Raw genomic sequence first — 14,941 nt, 5'->3', positions numbered from 1 at the left:
TAGTTTTTAAAGAACATTCGCACGAACCGGCGCCCACACCTTCAGTCGCCTACAGCACTCAACTTCAGCGCTTCGTTCTGCGTCGCTGCATCAGCAGCAGAGAAACGAGATTATGAAGAACGTTTTGTGACTCGTCAACAGGTTTTTTAAGAATTTCCTATCAACTTCCCGAAGCAAGCTTGCCACTCCGGATACAAACCCAAACGCCTTCACACTTCTTCACCAGAAAGCAAACGGGTTACGCGGACGTCGCGTGACCCGTCAATACTTGTCTGGTGCCGGCTGCAGGACTCGAACCCGCCACCTCATGATTACAAGTCAAGCGCTCTACCAGATGAGCTAAGCCGGCGAAGCGAGAGATTCTACTTCATTTGATGACTTTGAGGTGCGATCGGCCGGTCGATTTTGATGTCTCGTCGTCGGCGGAAGGGTTCTCTTCCGTCGGCGATGCGGACAGCGCCTTCGATCCCGCTGCCGACTCCTCCTCGAGCTCGGTGAGATCAAGCTCCGACGAGCGCGGCGCGTCGGGCGTGCCCGACGCCGGCGCCAACGCCGCCTGCTCGACCGGGAACGCCATGCCCTGGCCGTTCTCCCGCGCGTAAATGGCGAGCACGTTCGCGACCTGCACCTCAATCTTGTGCGACTTGCCCGAGAAACGCGCGCTGAACTCGATCCACTCATTGCCCATCTGCAGCTGGCTCGTCGCCTCGAAGCTGATGTTCAACACGATCTCGTCGTTGCGCACGAACTGGCGCGGCACGCGCGTGCCATTGTCGACCCGAACCGCGATGTGCGGCGTGAAGCCATTATCCGTGCACCACTCATAAAGCGCGCGCAGTAGATAAGGCTTGGTGGAAATCTCTTGCATCAACTGTCCTTTACCGGAGCGGCGCCGCGCGAACCGCGACGGCGCGCCCGAACTTACGCAAAACTTAGCGACGCATCACCTTTTCCGAAGGCGTCAGCGCTTCGATATAGGCCGGGCGGCTGAAAATCCGCTCGGCGTACTTCATCAACGGCGCGGCGTTCTTCGACAGCTCAATGCCGTAATGATCCAGGCGCCACAGGAGCGGGGCGATCGCCACGTCGAGCATCGAAAACTCTTCGCCGAGCATGTACTTGTTCTTCAGGAAGATCGGCGCGAGCTGCGTAAGGCGATCGCGGATCGCGTTGCGCGCCTTCTCGTGATTCTTCTCGGCGGCCTTGCCCTTTTCGTTTTCAAGCGTGCCGACGTGAACGAACAGTTCCTTCTCGAAATTGAGCAGGAACAGGCGGGCGCGGGCGCGCTGCACCGGGTCGGCCGGCATCAGTTGCGGGTGCGGGAAACGCTCGTCGATATATTCGTTGATGATGTTCGACTCATACAGGATCAGGTCGCGCTCGACCAGGATCGGAACCTGTCCGTACGGGTTCATCACCGCGATGTCTTCCGGTTTGTTGAACAGGTCGACGTCGCGGATTTCAAAATCCATGCCCTTTTCGAACAACACCAGCCGGCAGCGCTGGGAGAACGGGCAAGTAGTGCCGGAGTACAAAACCATCATGTTTTAAAGTCCCTTCAGAAAACTCGACGGGCCAGCGCGCGCGAAAAGCGCCTTCGAAGAGGCGCTTTTCGGCAAGCTGGCCCACACCGATCGCGGCGTGTTTATTTAATGTCTTTCCAGTATGACGCGTTGAGGCGCCACGCGAGAAAGCTCAAAATCCCCAGGAAAATCAGCACCCAGACACCCAACTGCTTGCGGGTCTGCTGGGCCGGTTCCGCCATCCACGAAAGGTACGAAACCAGATCGGCCATAGCCGAATCATAATCCACTGGCGACATCGACCCCGGCGTTACCTGCGTGTATCCGGCGAAATGTTTTACCTTTTCCCCAGAATGTTCGTCGGTTTCGGTCTCGAATTTCGCCGTGCGGATGCCCTGCAACGTCCACAGCACATGCGGCATCCCGACGTTCTCGTACACGCGGTTGTTCCAGCCTGTCGGCCGCGCTTCATCACGGTAAAAACTGCGCAAGTACGTGTACAGCCAGTCCCTCCCGCGCGCCCGCGCTTCCACAGACAAATCCGGCGGCGACGCCCCGAACCACGCCTTGGCGTCCTCCGGGCGCATCGCGATCGACATCGTGTTGCCGATCTTGTCCGTCGTGAAAAGCAGGTTTTGCTGGATTTCCTTCGGGTCGATGCCCAAGTCGGTCAGCCGGTTGTAGCGCACCAGGTTCGCGCTGTGGCAATTCAGGCAATAGTTTACAAACAATTGGGCGCCGTGCTGCAGGGACGCGAAATTGTCCGCGCTGTCGGGCGCGCGGTCGAGCGCCACTTCGCTTTCCGCGTGCGCCGGCGCCGCGCCGAATGCGAACATCGCCGCCCCGATCAGCGCCAGTGTAGAGAGCCATTTTTTCATCGTGTTGTCTCCAGGCTCAGCGTCAGTGGGATTTGAAGCGCACGCGCTCGGGCGGCTGTTTGAAGCGTCCGCGCGTCGTCCAGAACGGCATCCCGAAGAAAAACGCGAAGTAGATCAGCGCGCAAATCTGCGCGATCAGCGTCGCGCTGGCCGATGGTGGCCGGGTTCCGAGATAGCCGAGCACCAGGAACGCGAACACGAAGATGCCGTAGAAAACCTTGTGGAACGTCGGCCGGTAGCGGATCGATTTGACCGGGCTCCGATCGAGCCATGGCAGGAAAAAGAGCGACACGACCGCTGTGCCCATCACCACCACGCCCCAGAACTTCGACTCGGTGAGCGCCATGAACACGACCACCGCAATCGCCAGCACCGGCAGCCCCAGCCGCCATTTCCCGCGCGCGCGTAACAGCGCGAGCACGCCGAGCAGCGCGATGATCACCATCAGGACGATCTTGAACGGATCGGTGGTCGCGCGGAGCATCGCGTAGAACGCGGTGAAGTACCAGACCGGCGCGATTTCCGGCGGCGTCTGCAGCGGATTGGCCGGCACGAAGTTGTTCGCTTCGAGGAAGTAGCCGCCCATTTCCGGCGCGAAGAAAATGATCGCGGCGAAGATGAACAGGAACACGCACACGCCCATGAAATCGTGGACGGAGTAGTACGGATGGAACGGGATGCCGTCCAGAGGAATTCCGTTCGCGTCCTTTTTCCCCTTGATCTCGACGCCGTCCGGGTTGTTCGAGCCGACTTCGTGCAGCGCCACGATGTGTGCCACGACGAGCCCGATCAGCACGAGCGGAATCGCGATGACGTGAAAAGCGAAGAAACGGTTCAACGTCACGTCCGACACGACGTAATCGCCGCGAATCCACAGCGACAGGTCCGGCCCGATGAACGGGATCGCCGAAAAGAGGTTCACGATCACCTGCGCGCCCCAGAACGACATCTGTCCCCAAGGCAGCAGGTAGCCGAAGAACGCCTCGGCCATCAGGCATAGGAAAATCGCGCAGCCGAAGATCCAGACGAGTTCGCGCGGCTTGCGATACGAGCCGTACATCAGCCCACGGAACATGTGCAGGTACACGACGACGAAGAACATCGACGCACCCGTCGAGTGCATGTAGCGGATGAGCCAGCCCCACGGCACCTCGCGCATGATGTACTCGACCGAGGCGAACGCAAGCGTCGCGTCGGGCTTGTAGTTCATCGTCAAAAAGATGCCGGTGACGATCTGGTTCACCAGCACCAGCAGCGCAAGCGAGCCGAAAAAATACCAAAAGTTAAAATTTTTCGGCGCGTAATACTCGGAGACGTGCTTTTTCCACGTCGACGTCATCGGAAAGCGCCGGTCGATCCAGCCGACGATCCCGGTTGTTTCCACTTCCTTGTCTGCGGTCGCCATCAAGCCTCTCCCTTTTCGTCCCTGCCGATCACGAGTTGCGTTGCCGAAGTGAACATGTACGGAGGCACGTCCAGGTTCTGCGGCGCGGGCTTGTTCTTGAAGACGCGGCCGGCCAGGTCGTAAGTCGAGCCGTGGCAGGGGCAGAGGAAGCCGCCGGGCCAGTTGTCGGGGAGATTGGGTTGCGGGCCTTCCTGGAAGCGCGGCGTGGGCGTGCAGCCGAGGTGCGTGCAGACAGCGACCGCGACGAAGATATTCTTGTGATCGGGGCGCGAGCGGAATTCGTTGTTGCAGTACTCCGGCAACGGCATCGTGAACTCGAGCTTCGACTTTGGATCAGCGACTTCGTTGTCGGCTTTCTTGATGTCGGCGAGCTGTTCTTCAGTGCGGTTGATGATCCAGACGGGCTTGCCGCGCCAGGCGACCGTCATCATGTCGCCGGGCTTGAGACTGCTGATATCGACCTCGACCGGCGCGCCGGCCGCCTTGGCCTTTGCCGACGGAGCGAACGAGCCAACAAACGGTATGACAGTGGCAACGCCTCCAAAGCCACCTACTACGGTCGTCGCAACCAGCCAGGTACGGCGGCCGCCATCGACGGGTTTCTCTTCCTTGTCTCGCATCACACGCCCCAATTCTGAGTTGGATTTATACCGTCACATCAGTTCTTCCGCCGCTAGTGTGCGCGAATGGAGCCGTCATTTACAAGGCCCGAGTAGTAAAAATCACTCGAAGTCTTTGATCCTTCAGGGTTTCCCCGCACTTTTTCACGCCTTCTTACGAAGTGTTTATTTACTCGTATTGCGCCGCCGCAATTAATGCGGTGCCGCGCGTTATTCAAACAGGATTATCGATATCTATAAAGAGATGTTCGATATCGAAATGCTCGGAGACGTGTGCGCCGACCGCCTGCACGCCGAAGCGCTCGGTCGCGTGGTGACCCGCCGCGAGGTACGCGACGCCGCTTTCGGCGGCAATGTGCGTCGTTTGCTCGGAGACTTCGCCGCTCAGATAGACGTCGGCGCCAGCGGCGATGGCGTCGTCGAAGAAGCCTTGCGCGCCGCCCGTGCACCATGCGACACGGCGCAATTCGCGATTGCCGTCGCCGAGCACGAGCGGCTTGCGCCCGAGCGAGATTTCCACCGACGCGGTGAAGTGCTCGAGCGAGAGCGGCATCGGCAGCGGCGCGATCCAGCCGAGGTCCTGCTCGCCGAAGCGGCCATCGGCGATCAGGCCGAGACGCGCGCCAATCTGTGCGTTGTTGCCGAGTTCGGGATGCGAGTCGAGCGGAAGGTGATAGGCGAACAGATTGAGGTCGTTCGCGATCAGCGTGCGGAGCCGGCGATACTTGCGCCCCGTGACCTGCGGCGCCTCGTTCTTCCAGAAATAGCCGTGATGGACGAGGACGGCATCGGCGCCCCACTCGACGGCCGCCTCGAGAAACGCGAGCGACGCCGTCACGCCCGTCGCGATTTTATGCACGCGCCGGCTGCCTTCGACCTGCAGGCCATTGGGGCAATAGTCGCGGAACCGCTCAATTTGAAGCAGATTGTTCAGATACAATTCGAGTTCGATCCGATCCATGAAATCCTCTATCCCATCAAATGCTTAGACGCTTCTGGCTATTTTTTGCCCAAGCGGTGACCGTGATTTTGGCGCTGATGTTCATCGTCGCGACCTTAAAACCGCAGTGGCTTCAACGCCAGGGCCAGTTCGGCAAGCAACTCGCCGAACCGATCGTCGCGTTGCAGGAAGTGGCGCCGAGCATCGGCTCCCGGCCTGCGCAGTCGTCGTATGCGGATGGCGCCCAGAAGGCGATGCCCGCCGTCGTCAACGTGTTCTCCAGCAAGGATGGCACGCTGCCGCCCGACCCGCGCGCGAAAGATCCGCTCTTTCGCTACTTCTTCGGCGACAAGAACAAGCGCAAGAGCGACGAGCCGCCGGCGTCGAACCTGGGCTCGGGCGTCATCGTGAGCTCCGAAGGTTACATTCTAACGAACCAGCATGTGGTCGATGGCGCCGATCAGATCGAAGTCGCGCTCGCCGACGGCCGCACGTCGAGCGCGAAAGTGATCGGCATCGACCCCGAAACCGACCTCGCCGTGCTGAAGATCAACATGACGAACCTGCCGACCATCACGCTCGGGCGCATGGACCAGACGCGCGTCGGCGACGTGGTGCTCGCGATCGGCAATCCGTTCGGCGTAGGCCAGACGGTCACAATGGGTATCGTAAGCGCGCTCGGGCGCAATCACCTCGGCATCAACACGTTCGAAAACTTCATCCAGACCGATGCCGCGATCAATCCGGGCAACTCGGGTGGGGCGCTCGTCGATATCAACGGCAATCTGCTCGGCATCAACACGGCGATCTATTCGCGCAGCGGCGGTTCGCTCGGGATCGGGTTCGCGATTCCGGTGTCCACTGCGCGCAGCGTGCTGGAGAGCATCATCACGACGGGCACGGTGACACGCGGCTGGATCGGCGTTGAGCCGCAGGACGTGACGCCGGAGATCGCGGAATCGTTCGGGCTGGACCAGAAATCGGGCGCGATCGTGGCGGGCGTGCTGCAGGGCGGCCCGGCCGACAAGGCGGGCATCAAGCCGGGCGATATCCTCGTCAGCATCAACGACGATACAATCACCGACACGACGCGCCTGCTCAATGTCGTGGCGCAGATCAAGCCGGGGACAGCGGTGAAAGTGCACCTCATGCGCAAGAATAAGGAGCTGGATGTCAACGTGATGATCGGCAAGCGGCCGGCTCAGCCGCGCGCGCCGCAGTTGCCTGAGGACGATCAGGGCGATCAGGGCGAGGAGTAAGCGCGGGCACGCGCGGCGCCCCATTAAGCAAAAAAGGCAGCTTCTTGCGAAGCTGCCTTTTTTGTTGATCAAAGCGCGTGGTGCTATTCCGCCGCTGCTTCTGCTTCCTTTTTGACGCCGTCTTTACCAACCACGAACCGCGCCGCGATGATCCCCAACTCGTAAAGAATGACGAGCGGAATCGCAAGAATAAGCTGCGAAAAAACGTCCGGCGGCGTCACGACAGCCGAAATCACGAACGCGCCAACGATCACGTACGGACGAATTTCCTTCAGCTTCTTGATCGACACGATGCCCATGCGCGCCAGAATCACGACGACGATCGGCACCTCGAACGTCACACCGAACGCGAGGAACATCGTCAGCACGAAACTGAGGTAATTATCGATATCGGTGGTCATTTCCGCGCCGAGCGGCGCGTTGTAGTGCGCCATGACGCGAAAAATCGTCGGGAACACGACGAAATAAGCGAACGCCATGCCGCACAAAAACAGTGTATAGCTGCTGCCGACAAGTGGCGCGACCAGCTTTTTCTCGTGCTGATAAAGCCCCGGTGCGACGAAAGCCCAGATCTGATACAGGACGATCGGCAGCGCGATCACGAACGCGACGAGCATCGTCACCTTCATCGGCACGAAGAACGAGCCGGTGACATCGGTGACGATCATCTTGCCGTCCTTCGGCAGGTTCTGCATCAGCGGCCGCGCGAGCAGCTTGAAGATGTCCGGCGCCCAATAAACCAGGCTGATGAAAACGACAATGACCGAAAGGCCCGCGCGAATGATGCGGTCGCGCAATTCGACCAGGTGCGAGATGAACGTCTCTTCGACGGCCTCGTCTTTGTTTTGTTGCGGGTCGCTCACGCCGGCCCTCGGTTGGGGATCATCGATGGAAGGAATTGCAGCGCGGATCAGAAGAACTTCGTCGGACGGCGCATGCTGGAAGGCGTATGCCGCGCGACGCGCGCCGCGCCCGATTGCACGCGGGTGCGCCGGCCGGTCGAGCGCTTGTACCAATCAGGCACGGCGCCCGTCTTTACGCGCCAGTTCTTGCGCTTCGAATACGAGGACGTGCCACTGCGCCAACTGTTGCCTTCCGCCGCGGTGGCGTTCTCTTCGGAACCGCCCGCGATGCTCGGCGACACCGACGTGCCCTGATTCCACGCGTCGTTCAGTTCGGCTTCGTGCTGCTTGAGATTGCTTTGGATCGTGCTCTCGACGTTCGTCGCCGCCGTCTCGAACTCGGTGCGCATCTTTTTCAGCTCGTCAAGTTCCATTTCGCGCGCGACTTCCGACTTCACGTCGTTGATGTAGCGCTGCGCACGGCCAAACAGCGCGCCGGCAGTGCGCGCGACGCCCGGCAGGCGTTCCGGCCCGAGCACGACAAGCGCCACGACGCCGATCAGCGCCATTTTTGTCAGACCGAGGTCGAGCATGGAATCGAGGTTTCCCGGAGTCTGTGGTGCGTGCGATCAGCGATAGTCGCCCGAGCGCGTCTTGTCTTTTGCTTCGACGTCGACGGTGCCATTGCGCGGCAGTTCACGCTGGTCGGCAGCGGGCTGGTCGCCCTCTTTCATGCCTTCCTTGAAGCCCTTCACCGCGCCGCCGAGGTCGCCGCCAATGTTACGCAGCTTTTTCGTGCCGAAAACGAGTGCCACGATGAGCAACACGATCAGCCAATGCCAAATACTTAATGAACCCATGAATGAAAACTCTCCTTGATTCCACCGCGCCATTGATCAGTCGCGGCGGCGAATTCCAGCCTTGCGGCCCCAAGCCGGAGCGGAAACGCTCCAAAAGGTCAAACGTCGATTCTGTGCATCCAATATTTCATTTGGAAGACTCAATTCGCGTCTTTATTGCGCGATTTAACCCATTCGACGCCACGGACGCGCGCCAGCCAGGAGATGCGCATGAATGTGATACACCTCCTGCCCGCCCCCCGGTCCGGTATTGATCACCGTACGAAAACCCGTTTCGCCGCCGGTGTACGCGACACCCAGTTCATCCGCGAGACGTCCGACCAGACTGACCATTCTACCAAGCAGCGGCGCATCGCTTTCGGTGCAATGCGAGAGTGTCTCAATATGTTTACGAGGAATCACCAGAACGTGTACCGGCGCGGCCGGGTTGATGTCGTTGAACGCGACGAATTCGTCGTCCTCGTAGACTTTCTTGCTCGGGAGTTCTCCCGCGGCGATTTTGCAGAAAATGCAGTTTTCGTGGCTCATGGATGTCCCGGTTTGTCTCGAATTCATGCACGCAGCTCAGAACCAGGCGCGCGGCTCGATCGGCTTCTCTTCGTAAAGATATAGCCAGCCTTTTATCACCCGATACAGCGTCCAGATCCCGACCGCGAACAGCACCGGAAAGCCGATCAGCACGAAGAGTAGCGCGACGCCGATCAGGTGGCCGAGCACTGCCCACCAAAACGTGCGGATCTGCCACTCGAAGTGCGCTTCGTAAGGCGTTCCAGCGACGTCGCTGCGCTTCAGGTAATTGACGATGATCGCGATCAGGACGGTGATGCCGCCCGTCAGCCAGTACGCGGCGTAGAGGCCGTAAAGAACGTGGGTGAGCGTGCGCAGGCCGCGCAGACGTTCGGCTTCGGCCGAATTCTGATACACGGGCGGCGGATAGGGTTCATAAGGCTGATTCATCTCGACATCCCTCCTTCGCCGTGGCGAAAATGCTCGTTAGCCGCCGTTTTGCTCGCGGTCGCGCGACTTGCGCAGCGCCTTTTCTTCGATACCCGACAGACCTTCGCGCCGTTCGAGTTCGGCGATCACGTCGGCCGGGTTGAGGTCGAAGTGCGACAGCATCACGAGACAGTGGAACCACAAATCGGCAACTTCGCTGACGAGCGCCTTCGGCGCGCCGCCGTGGCGCGCATCCTTCGCCGCCAGGACGACTTCCGTCGCCTCTTCGCCGATCTTTTTCAGAACGGCGTCGTCACCTTTATGAAAGAGTCGAGAAACGTAGGATTGTTCCGGATCGCCGCCCTTGCGGCTGTCGATGATAGCGGCGAGGCGCAGCAGCGTGTCCTGCGTGGTGATTTGCGTCATTTGTAGATGTGTTCGGGGTCTTTCAGGACCGGTTCGACGGCGAGCCAGTCGCCCTCTTCCGCCGATCCCTCGAATTTCTGGAAAAAGCACGAATGGCGGCCCGTGTGGCACGCGATGCCCGACACCTGCTCCACTTTGAGCAGCACGACGTCTTCGTCGCAATCGAGCCGGACTTCGTGCACGTGCTGAACGTGCCCCGATTCCTCGCCCTTGAACCACAGGCGCTGGCGGGAACGCGAATAGTAGACGGCGCGTTTCAGCTCGACGGTTTTCACGAGCGCCTCGCGATCCATCCACGCGAACATCAGCACGTCACCGCTCGACGCTTCCTGCGCGATTACGGGCACGAGGCCGTTCGCGTCCCATTTGACCTTGTCGAGCCACTCGTTTTGCGTGCTCATGGCTCAGATCCTCACCGAAATGCCCTGGTCCGCCATGAAGCGCTTGGCCTCGCCGACCGTGTGCTCGCCGTAGTGAAAAATGCTGGCAGCAAGTACGGCGTCCGCGCGGCCTTCGACGATGCCGTCCGCCAGATGCTGCAGCGATCCCACACCGCCCGAGGCGATCACCGGCACCGGCACCGCGTCCGACACGGCGCGCGTGAGCGCGAGATCGAAGCCGGATTTCGTGCCGTCGCGGTCCATGCTGGTGAGCAGAATTTCGCCCGCGCCGAGCGCGGCCATCTTGCGCGCCCATTCGATTGCGTCCAGACCGGTCGCCTTCCGGCCGCCGTGCGTGAACACTTCCCAGCGCGGCGTTTCGCCTTCGGCCGACACGCGTTTCGCGTCGATCGCGACGACGATGCACTGCGAGCCGTGCTTATCCGACGCGTCGCGCACGAGTTGCGGATTCGCCACCGCAGACGAATTCATGCTGATCTTGTCCGCGCCGGCGTTCAGAAGGCGCCGCACGTCCTCGACGGCGCGCACGCCCCCGCCGACCGTCAGCGGAATGAACACCTGCGATGCCACCGATTCAATGATCGGCAGGATCAGGTCGCGCTGGTCGGAGGTCGCGGTGATGTCGAGGAACGTGAGTTCGTCGGCGCCTTGATCGTCGTAGCGGCGCGCGATTTCGACGGGGTCGCCGGCGTCGCGCAATTCGAGGAAATTGACGCCTTTGACGACGCGCCCGGCGGTCACGTCGAGACAGGGGATGATGCGTTTAGCGAGAGCCATGTTCTTGCAGATACCGTGTGGTTGCCAACGCGATGCCGGCGAGCGGCCGACAGCGCGCCGCGCTTCGGCCCTGAAGCCGTGCAGTAATCAGGCGTCGTCGGCTTCGCGCAGCATGTCGGCGCGCGCTTGCGCGGCGGCGAAATCGAGATCGCCCGAATAGATCGCGCGGCCGCAGATCACGCCTTCGATCCCTTCGTCTTCCACTTCGCAGAGTGACGCGATGTCGTTGAGATTCGACAGGCCGCCGCTCGCGATTACCGGAATCTTCACCGCCTGCGCGAGCCGCACCGTCGCTTCGATGTTGATGCCCTGGAGCATGCCGTCGCGGCCGATGTCGGTGTAGATGATCGCCTCGCAGCCGTAGTCCTCGAACTTGCGGGCGAGATCCACGACTTCGTGGCCGGTCAGCTTGCTCCAGCCGTCTGTCGCGACCTTGCCATCCTTCGCGTCGAGCCCGACGATGATGTGGCCCCCAAACGCGGTGCACGCATCCTTCAGGAAGCCAGGATTCTTCACCGCTGCCGTGCCGATGATGATGTACTCGAGGCCGTCGTCGAGATAGCGCTCGATGGTGTTCAGGTCGCGGATGCCGCCGCCCAGTTGCACCGGGATGTCGCTGCCGACTTCCTCGATGATCGCGCGAATCGCGTCTTCGTTCTTCGGCTTGCCAGCGAATGCGCCGTTCAGGTCGACGAGATGGAGACGCCGCGCGCCCCGATCGACCCAGTGCCGGGCCATCGCCGCCGGATCTTCGGAAAAAATGGTCGCCTGGTCCATATCGCCTTGTTTGAGGCGTACGCACTGACCGTCTTTAAGATCGATGGCCGGAATGAGCAGCATAGAAATCGCGTGTTATCTGGTGAGGGTTGGTCAAAACGATTGCGAACGAGAGGCGCTGCGCCGTGTTCCCAACCGTCTCGCTAGTGTAGTACAAGTCTTGCAACGCTCGCGGATGCAATCGGCATACGCCGGAATGCCGGATTTGCGCAAAAAAATTACGGATTCCAGTGCACGAAATTGCGATACAGGCGCAGGCCCGCGTCGGCGCTCTTCTCGGGGTGGAATTGCGTCGCGAAGATGTTGTCACGCGCCACCGCCGACGTGAACGGCTTGCCGTAGACGGTTTCGCCCGCCGTGTGGGCCGGATCGGCCGGCGCCACGTAATAGCTGTGCACGAAGTAGAAGAACGCGCCGTCGGCGACGCCGTCCCAGAGCGCGTGCGGCTGCGTCTGGCGCACGCGGTTCCAGCCCATCTGCGGGACCTTGAAGCGCGAGCCGTCGTCCTGGAGCTGGCCGTCGAGCTGAAAACGCACGACCTTGCCCGGAAAGAGGCCGAGACCGTTCGTATCGCCTTCCTCGCTCCAGTCGAAAAGCATCTGCTCGCCGACGCACACGCCGAGCATCGGCTTTTCGCGCGCGGCTTCCAGCACGGCTTCCTGCAAGCCGGACGCGCCGAGATGCCCCATGCAGTCGCGCATCGCGCCCTGTCCGGGCAGCACGATGCGCTCCGCCGCGCGAATCGCCTCGGGCTGCTCGACGATCGCCACGTCGGCTTCCGCGGCCGCCTTCTTCAGCGCCTGATACACCGAGCGCAGGTTGCCCATTCCGTAATCAACAATCGCTATCGAAGTTTTCATTTCAAGGTAGGCAGCAAGGCCTTCAATCCGTCGACGATGAATTCCACCGCCAAAGCCGACAACATCAATCCCATCAGACGCGTGCCGATATTGATGCCGGTGCGCCCGACCCAGCGCGCGATCGGCTCGGCCAGGTTCAGCGCGCCGAAGCACAGGGCGGCGAGCACCGCGCCGATCGCGATCAGGCCGATGCGGTCGTACCAGTGCGGCGCATTCGCAGAATAGACGATCACCGTGCTGATCGCGCCCGGCCCCGTGAGGAGCGGAATCGCGAGCGGCACGACGGCGACGCTGTCCTTCATTTCGGCCTCGTGGCGCTCTTCCGGCGTGGAGCGCGTGTTGCCGATCTGCGCGTTCAGCATGTTGATCGCCATCAGCAACATGATGATGCCGCCGCCGACTTCAAGCGATCCGACCGAAATCCCGAAGAACGCGATGATCTGCTGGCCGAAGAGCGCCGTCACCGCGATTACGCAGAACACCGAAATCGATGCAATGCGGATCGTGTTGCGCTTCTCGAAGCCGGACTGTTGTGCGGTCAGGCTCAGAAAGAAAGGGATCGCGCCGACCGGGTTGATCAGCGCGAGCAGGGAAATAAACGATTTGAGCAGGTCCATTGCGGGCCGTTAGAACACTTTCACACGGGCATGCGCCCGGTTCGTACCCGCCATCCGGCAGGGCTTAGAGGCTGCCCTTGGTCGACGGAATCTGGCCTGCGGCGCGTTCGTCGAACTCGACAGCCATGCGCAGCGCGCGGCCGAACGCCTTGAAAACGGTCTCGACCTGATGGTGCGCGTTGATGCCGCGCAGGTTGTCGATGTGCAGCGTCACGCCCGCGTGATTCACGAAGCCGCGAAAGAATTCGATGGTGAGATCGACATCGAACGTGCCGATGCGCGCGCGCGTGAACGGCACATGGAATTCGAGGCCCGGACGGCCCGAAAAGTCGATCACGACACGCGACAGCGCTTCATCCAGCGGCACGTACGAATGGCCGTAGCGGCGAATGCCCTTGCGATCGCCGATGGCCTTCGCCACCGCCTGCCCGAGCGTGATGCCGGTATCTTCGACCGTGTGGTGATCGTCGATATGGAGGTCGCCATGCGCTTCGACTTCGAGGTCGAAGAGGCCGTGGCGCGCGATCTGGTCGAGCATATGGTCGAGGAACGGCACGCCAGTGGCGAGCTTCTGCTTGCCGGTGCCATCCAGATCGAGCTTCACACGGATCTGCGTTTCGCTGGTGTTGCGAACGACTTCCGCAATACGCATGGTGTTTCCTTGAGACTTTTTAAGAAGAGGGTTCAGTGCAGCGCGAGCTTCAGGGCGGCGATCATCTGCGCGTTCTCTTCAGCCGATCCGACCGTCAAACGCACGCAATTTGCCAGCAATGGGTGCATTTTACTCACGTTTTTGATCAAAACCCGCGACGTGAGCAGGGTTTCGAAGGTGACGGCCGCGTCCGGCACGCGCACCAGCAGGAAGTTGCCCGCGCTGGGGAAAACCGTGGCTCCAGGCAACGTCGCGACGGCCTTCGCCAGCTTCGTGCGCTCGGCGCGCAGCTCGGCGGCTTGCGCGTCGAGGACGTCGAGGTGATCGAGCAGGAAATCGGCGGTGGCTTGCGTCAGGACGTTGATGTTGTATGGCGGGCGCACCTTGTCGAACTCGGTGATCCACTTCGCCGTGCCCGCCATGTAGCCGAGGCGGATGCCCGCGAGACCGAGCTTCGAGACCGTGCGCATCACGACGACGTTGTCGAACTCCGCCGCGCGCGGCAGCCAGCTCTTTTTGGCGAACGGCTGATAGGCCTCGTCGATCACGACGAGGCTCTTCTTCGCCGCCGCGATCACGCGCTCGATGGCGTCGTCGTCGTAGAGCGTGCCGGTCGGGTTGTTCGGGTACGCGAGATACACCAGCGCGGGCGTGTGCTCGTCGATCGCGGCGATGAGCGCGTCGGTATCGAGTGTGAAATCGGCGTTGAGCGGCACGCCGATGAATTCGAGATGCGCGAATGCCGCCGACATCTGGTACATCACGAAGCCCGGCACCGGCGCCACGACCTTGGCGCCCGGCTTCGCGCACGCCATCGACAACATGCTGATCAGTTCGTCCGAGCCGTTGCCGAGCAGGACTTCGCAAGCGGGCGGAACCTGCATCGCGCGCTTGATCTTGGCGAGCAGGCCGGCCGGGCGCGGCGCCGGATAGCGGTTTAGCGCGACGCCCGCCAGATGTTCGCCGAGCTTCGTGGCGAGATCGGCGGGCAGGCGGTACGGGTTCTCCATCGCGTCGAGCTTGATCAGGCCCGTGGCGTCGGGCACGGGGTAGCTCGTCATCGAAAGGATGTCGGCGCGGATGATGTCGTGTGGTGTCGTCATGGTTTTAACTGGCCGCTCTCGTCGGCCACACGGCGGCTCTTGGGGCCGCCTGTCCCCGTTCGGCC

20 protein-coding genes and 1 tRNA gene are annotated in these 14,941 nt (G+C 61.3%); 1 reads left to right on the top strand and 20 read right to left on the bottom strand.

The features are described 5' to 3' along the window. Positions 1 to 273: 273 nt before the first annotated feature. The 7 genes from AWB67_RS19460 to AWB67_RS19430 form a co-directional block, all read right to left on the bottom strand. Positions 274 to 349: transfer RNA gene (locus AWB67_RS19460), tRNA-Thr, on the bottom strand. An 18-nt stretch (positions 350 to 367) separates the two neighbouring features. Beyond that, positions 368 to 868 carry a ClpXP protease specificity-enhancing factor gene (locus AWB67_RS19455; RefSeq protein ID WP_087657863.1) on the bottom strand — a complete coding sequence of 167 codons (501 nt, stop codon included), beginning with the start codon at positions 866 to 868 and terminating at the stop codon, positions 368 to 370. 64 nt (positions 869 to 932) lie between these two features. Then, positions 933 to 1,544, bottom strand: a complete 612-nt coding sequence (locus tag AWB67_RS19450; RefSeq protein WP_031362199.1) for a glutathione S-transferase N-terminal domain-containing protein — start codon at positions 1,542 to 1,544, stop codon at positions 933 to 935. A gap of 101 nt (positions 1,545 to 1,645) precedes the next feature. Then, positions 1,646 to 2,401, bottom strand: a complete 756-nt coding sequence (locus AWB67_RS19445) for a cytochrome c1 (RefSeq protein ID WP_087657862.1) — start codon at positions 2,399 to 2,401, stop codon at positions 1,646 to 1,648. A gap of 22 nt (positions 2,402 to 2,423) precedes the next feature. After that, positions 2,424 to 3,806, bottom strand: a complete 1,383-nt coding sequence (locus AWB67_RS19440) for a cytochrome b (protein ID WP_087657861.1) — start codon at positions 3,804 to 3,806, stop codon at positions 2,424 to 2,426. Further along, the gene (gene petA, locus AWB67_RS19435; protein WP_087657860.1) at positions 3,806 to 4,426 is read right to left on the bottom strand and encodes a ubiquinol-cytochrome c reductase iron-sulfur subunit; all 621 of its coding nucleotides are present in this window, start codon (positions 4,424 to 4,426) and stop codon (positions 3,806 to 3,808) included. The genes AWB67_RS19440 and petA overlap by 1 nt, the downstream gene beginning before the upstream one ends. A gap of 214 nt (positions 4,427 to 4,640) precedes the next feature. Continuing rightward, complete coding sequence (locus AWB67_RS19430) at positions 4,641 to 5,387, bottom strand: Nif3-like dinuclear metal center hexameric protein (protein WP_087657859.1); 747 nt, start codon at positions 5,385 to 5,387, stop codon at positions 4,641 to 4,643. A 20-nt stretch (positions 5,388 to 5,407) separates the two neighbouring features. Here AWB67_RS19430 and AWB67_RS19425 point away from each other — a divergent pair, with 20 nt between their 5' ends. Continuing rightward, entirely contained in the window at positions 5,408 to 6,625 is a 1,218-nt protein-coding gene (locus AWB67_RS19425) for a S1C family serine protease (RefSeq protein ID WP_087657858.1), read from the top strand. An 83-nt stretch (positions 6,626 to 6,708) separates the two neighbouring features. Here the strand turns inward: AWB67_RS19425 and tatC are convergent, their stop codons facing one another. The 13 genes from tatC to hisC all read right to left on the bottom strand — a co-directional run bounded on the left by tatC (position 6,709) and on the right by hisC (position 14,876). Beyond that, entirely contained in the window at positions 6,709 to 7,488 is a 780-nt protein-coding gene (gene tatC, locus AWB67_RS19420; protein WP_087657857.1) for a twin-arginine translocase subunit TatC, read from the bottom strand. A 47-nt stretch (positions 7,489 to 7,535) separates the two neighbouring features. Continuing rightward, positions 7,536 to 8,060: a Sec-independent protein translocase protein TatB gene (gene tatB, locus AWB67_RS19415; RefSeq protein WP_087657856.1), complete on the bottom strand. Its 525-nt coding sequence runs from the start codon at positions 8,058 to 8,060 to the stop codon at positions 7,536 to 7,538. Between the two features lie 36 nt (positions 8,061 to 8,096). Next, positions 8,097 to 8,327, bottom strand: a complete 231-nt coding sequence (gene tatA / locus AWB67_RS19410; RefSeq protein WP_087657855.1) for a Sec-independent protein translocase subunit TatA — start codon at positions 8,325 to 8,327, stop codon at positions 8,097 to 8,099. Between the two features lie 165 nt (positions 8,328 to 8,492). Further along, positions 8,493 to 8,855, bottom strand: a complete 363-nt coding sequence (locus tag AWB67_RS19405; RefSeq protein WP_087657854.1) for a histidine triad nucleotide-binding protein — start codon at positions 8,853 to 8,855, stop codon at positions 8,493 to 8,495. 36 nt (positions 8,856 to 8,891) lie between these two features. Beyond that, entirely contained in the window at positions 8,892 to 9,284 is a 393-nt protein-coding gene (locus AWB67_RS19400) for a DUF4870 family protein (RefSeq protein WP_087657853.1), read from the bottom strand. 36 nt (positions 9,285 to 9,320) lie between these two features. Next, complete coding sequence (locus AWB67_RS19395) at positions 9,321 to 9,689, bottom strand: phosphoribosyl-ATP diphosphatase (RefSeq protein ID WP_087657852.1); 369 nt, start codon at positions 9,687 to 9,689, stop codon at positions 9,321 to 9,323. Then, positions 9,686 to 10,090, bottom strand: a complete 405-nt coding sequence (hisI, locus tag AWB67_RS19390; RefSeq protein WP_087657851.1) for a phosphoribosyl-AMP cyclohydrolase — start codon at positions 10,088 to 10,090, stop codon at positions 9,686 to 9,688. Before hisI ends, AWB67_RS19395 begins: the two co-directional genes overlap by 4 nt. Positions 10,091 to 10,093: 3 nt before the next feature. Next, positions 10,094 to 10,867 (bottom strand): imidazole glycerol phosphate synthase subunit HisF, encoded by a 774-nt coding sequence (gene hisF, locus AWB67_RS19385; protein ID WP_087657850.1) that lies wholly within the window; start codon positions 10,865 to 10,867, stop codon positions 10,094 to 10,096. Positions 10,868 to 10,954: 87 nt separating this feature from the next. Continuing rightward, positions 10,955 to 11,707: a 1-(5-phosphoribosyl)-5-[(5-phosphoribosylamino)methylideneamino]imidazole-4-carboxamide isomerase gene (gene hisA, locus AWB67_RS19380; protein WP_087657849.1), complete on the bottom strand. Its 753-nt coding sequence runs from the start codon at positions 11,705 to 11,707 to the stop codon at positions 10,955 to 10,957. A 155-nt stretch (positions 11,708 to 11,862) separates the two neighbouring features. Further along, the gene (gene hisH, locus AWB67_RS19375) at positions 11,863 to 12,504 is read right to left on the bottom strand and encodes an imidazole glycerol phosphate synthase subunit HisH (RefSeq protein ID WP_087657848.1); all 642 of its coding nucleotides are present in this window, start codon (positions 12,502 to 12,504) and stop codon (positions 11,863 to 11,865) included. Beyond that, a complete protein-coding gene (locus AWB67_RS19370; RefSeq protein ID WP_087657847.1) occupies positions 12,501 to 13,121 on the bottom strand; it encodes a MarC family protein in 621 nt (206 codons plus the stop codon). The genes hisH and AWB67_RS19370 overlap by 4 nt, the downstream gene beginning before the upstream one ends. Before the next feature lie 64 nt (positions 13,122 to 13,185). After that, a complete protein-coding gene (gene hisB / locus AWB67_RS19365) occupies positions 13,186 to 13,773 on the bottom strand; it encodes an imidazoleglycerol-phosphate dehydratase HisB (RefSeq protein ID WP_062638205.1) in 588 nt (195 codons plus the stop codon). A 32-nt stretch (positions 13,774 to 13,805) separates the two neighbouring features. Continuing rightward, positions 13,806 to 14,876, bottom strand: coding sequence for a histidinol-phosphate transaminase (gene hisC, locus AWB67_RS19360; RefSeq protein ID WP_087657846.1), 1,071 nt, complete (start codon positions 14,874 to 14,876; stop codon positions 13,806 to 13,808). Positions 14,877 to 14,941: the final 65 nt, after the last annotated feature.

This window comes from Caballeronia terrestris, from assembly GCF_001544515.1.
GTDB classification, from domain to species: domain Bacteria; phylum Pseudomonadota; class Gammaproteobacteria; order Burkholderiales; family Burkholderiaceae; genus Caballeronia; species Caballeronia terrestris.
This window is presented reverse-complemented; position numbering and strand designations above follow the sequence as displayed.

Bases quoted from the DNA above. Each gene is read 5' to 3' on its own strand.
- hisF (WP_087657850.1), bottom strand. From the start codon at position 10,867: ATGGCTCTCGCTAAACGCATCATCCCCTGTCTCGACGTGACCGCCGGG.
- AWB67_RS19450 (WP_031362199.1), bottom strand. From the start codon at position 1,544: ATGATGGTTTTGTACTCCGGCACTACTTGCCCGTTCTCCCAGCGCTGC.
- AWB67_RS19405 (WP_087657854.1), bottom strand. From the start codon at position 8,855: ATGAGCCACGAAAACTGCATTTTCTGCAAAATCGCCGCGGGAGAACTC.
- hisB (WP_062638205.1), bottom strand. From the start codon at position 13,773: ATGCGTATTGCGGAAGTCGTTCGCAACACCAGCGAAACGCAGATCCGT.
- tatB (WP_087657856.1), bottom strand. From the start codon at position 8,060: ATGCTCGACCTCGGTCTGACAAAAATGGCGCTGATCGGCGTCGTGGCG.
- AWB67_RS19400 (WP_087657853.1), bottom strand. From the start codon at position 9,284: ATGAATCAGCCTTATGAACCCTATCCGCCGCCCGTGTATCAGAATTCG.
- hisC (WP_087657846.1), bottom strand. From the start codon at position 14,876: ATGACGACACCACACGACATCATCCGCGCCGACATCCTTTCGATGACG.
- hisH (WP_087657848.1), bottom strand. From the start codon at position 12,504: ATGAAAACTTCGATAGCGATTGTTGATTACGGAATGGGCAACCTGCGC.
- AWB67_RS19440 (WP_087657861.1), bottom strand. From the start codon at position 3,806: ATGGCGACCGCAGACAAGGAAGTGGAAACAACCGGGATCGTCGGCTGG.
- hisA (WP_087657849.1), bottom strand. From the start codon at position 11,707: ATGCTGCTCATTCCGGCCATCGATCTTAAAGACGGTCAGTGCGTACGC.
- AWB67_RS19425 (WP_087657858.1), top strand. From the start codon at position 5,408: ATGCTTAGACGCTTCTGGCTATTTTTTGCCCAAGCGGTGACCGTGATT.
- petA (WP_087657860.1), bottom strand. From the start codon at position 4,426: ATGCGAGACAAGGAAGAGAAACCCGTCGATGGCGGCCGCCGTACCTGG.
- AWB67_RS19395 (WP_087657852.1), bottom strand. From the start codon at position 9,689: ATGACGCAAATCACCACGCAGGACACGCTGCTGCGCCTCGCCGCTATC.
- AWB67_RS19455 (WP_087657863.1), bottom strand. From the start codon at position 868: ATGCAAGAGATTTCCACCAAGCCTTATCTACTGCGCGCGCTTTATGAG.
- hisI (WP_087657851.1), bottom strand. From the start codon at position 10,090: ATGAGCACGCAAAACGAGTGGCTCGACAAGGTCAAATGGGACGCGAAC.
- AWB67_RS19445 (WP_087657862.1), bottom strand. From the start codon at position 2,401: ATGAAAAAATGGCTCTCTACACTGGCGCTGATCGGGGCGGCGATGTTC.
- AWB67_RS19370 (WP_087657847.1), bottom strand. From the start codon at position 13,121: ATGGACCTGCTCAAATCGTTTATTTCCCTGCTCGCGCTGATCAACCCG.
- tatA (WP_087657855.1), bottom strand. From the start codon at position 8,327: ATGGGTTCATTAAGTATTTGGCATTGGCTGATCGTGTTGCTCATCGTG.
- AWB67_RS19430 (WP_087657859.1), bottom strand. From the start codon at position 5,387: ATGGATCGGATCGAACTCGAATTGTATCTGAACAATCTGCTTCAAATT.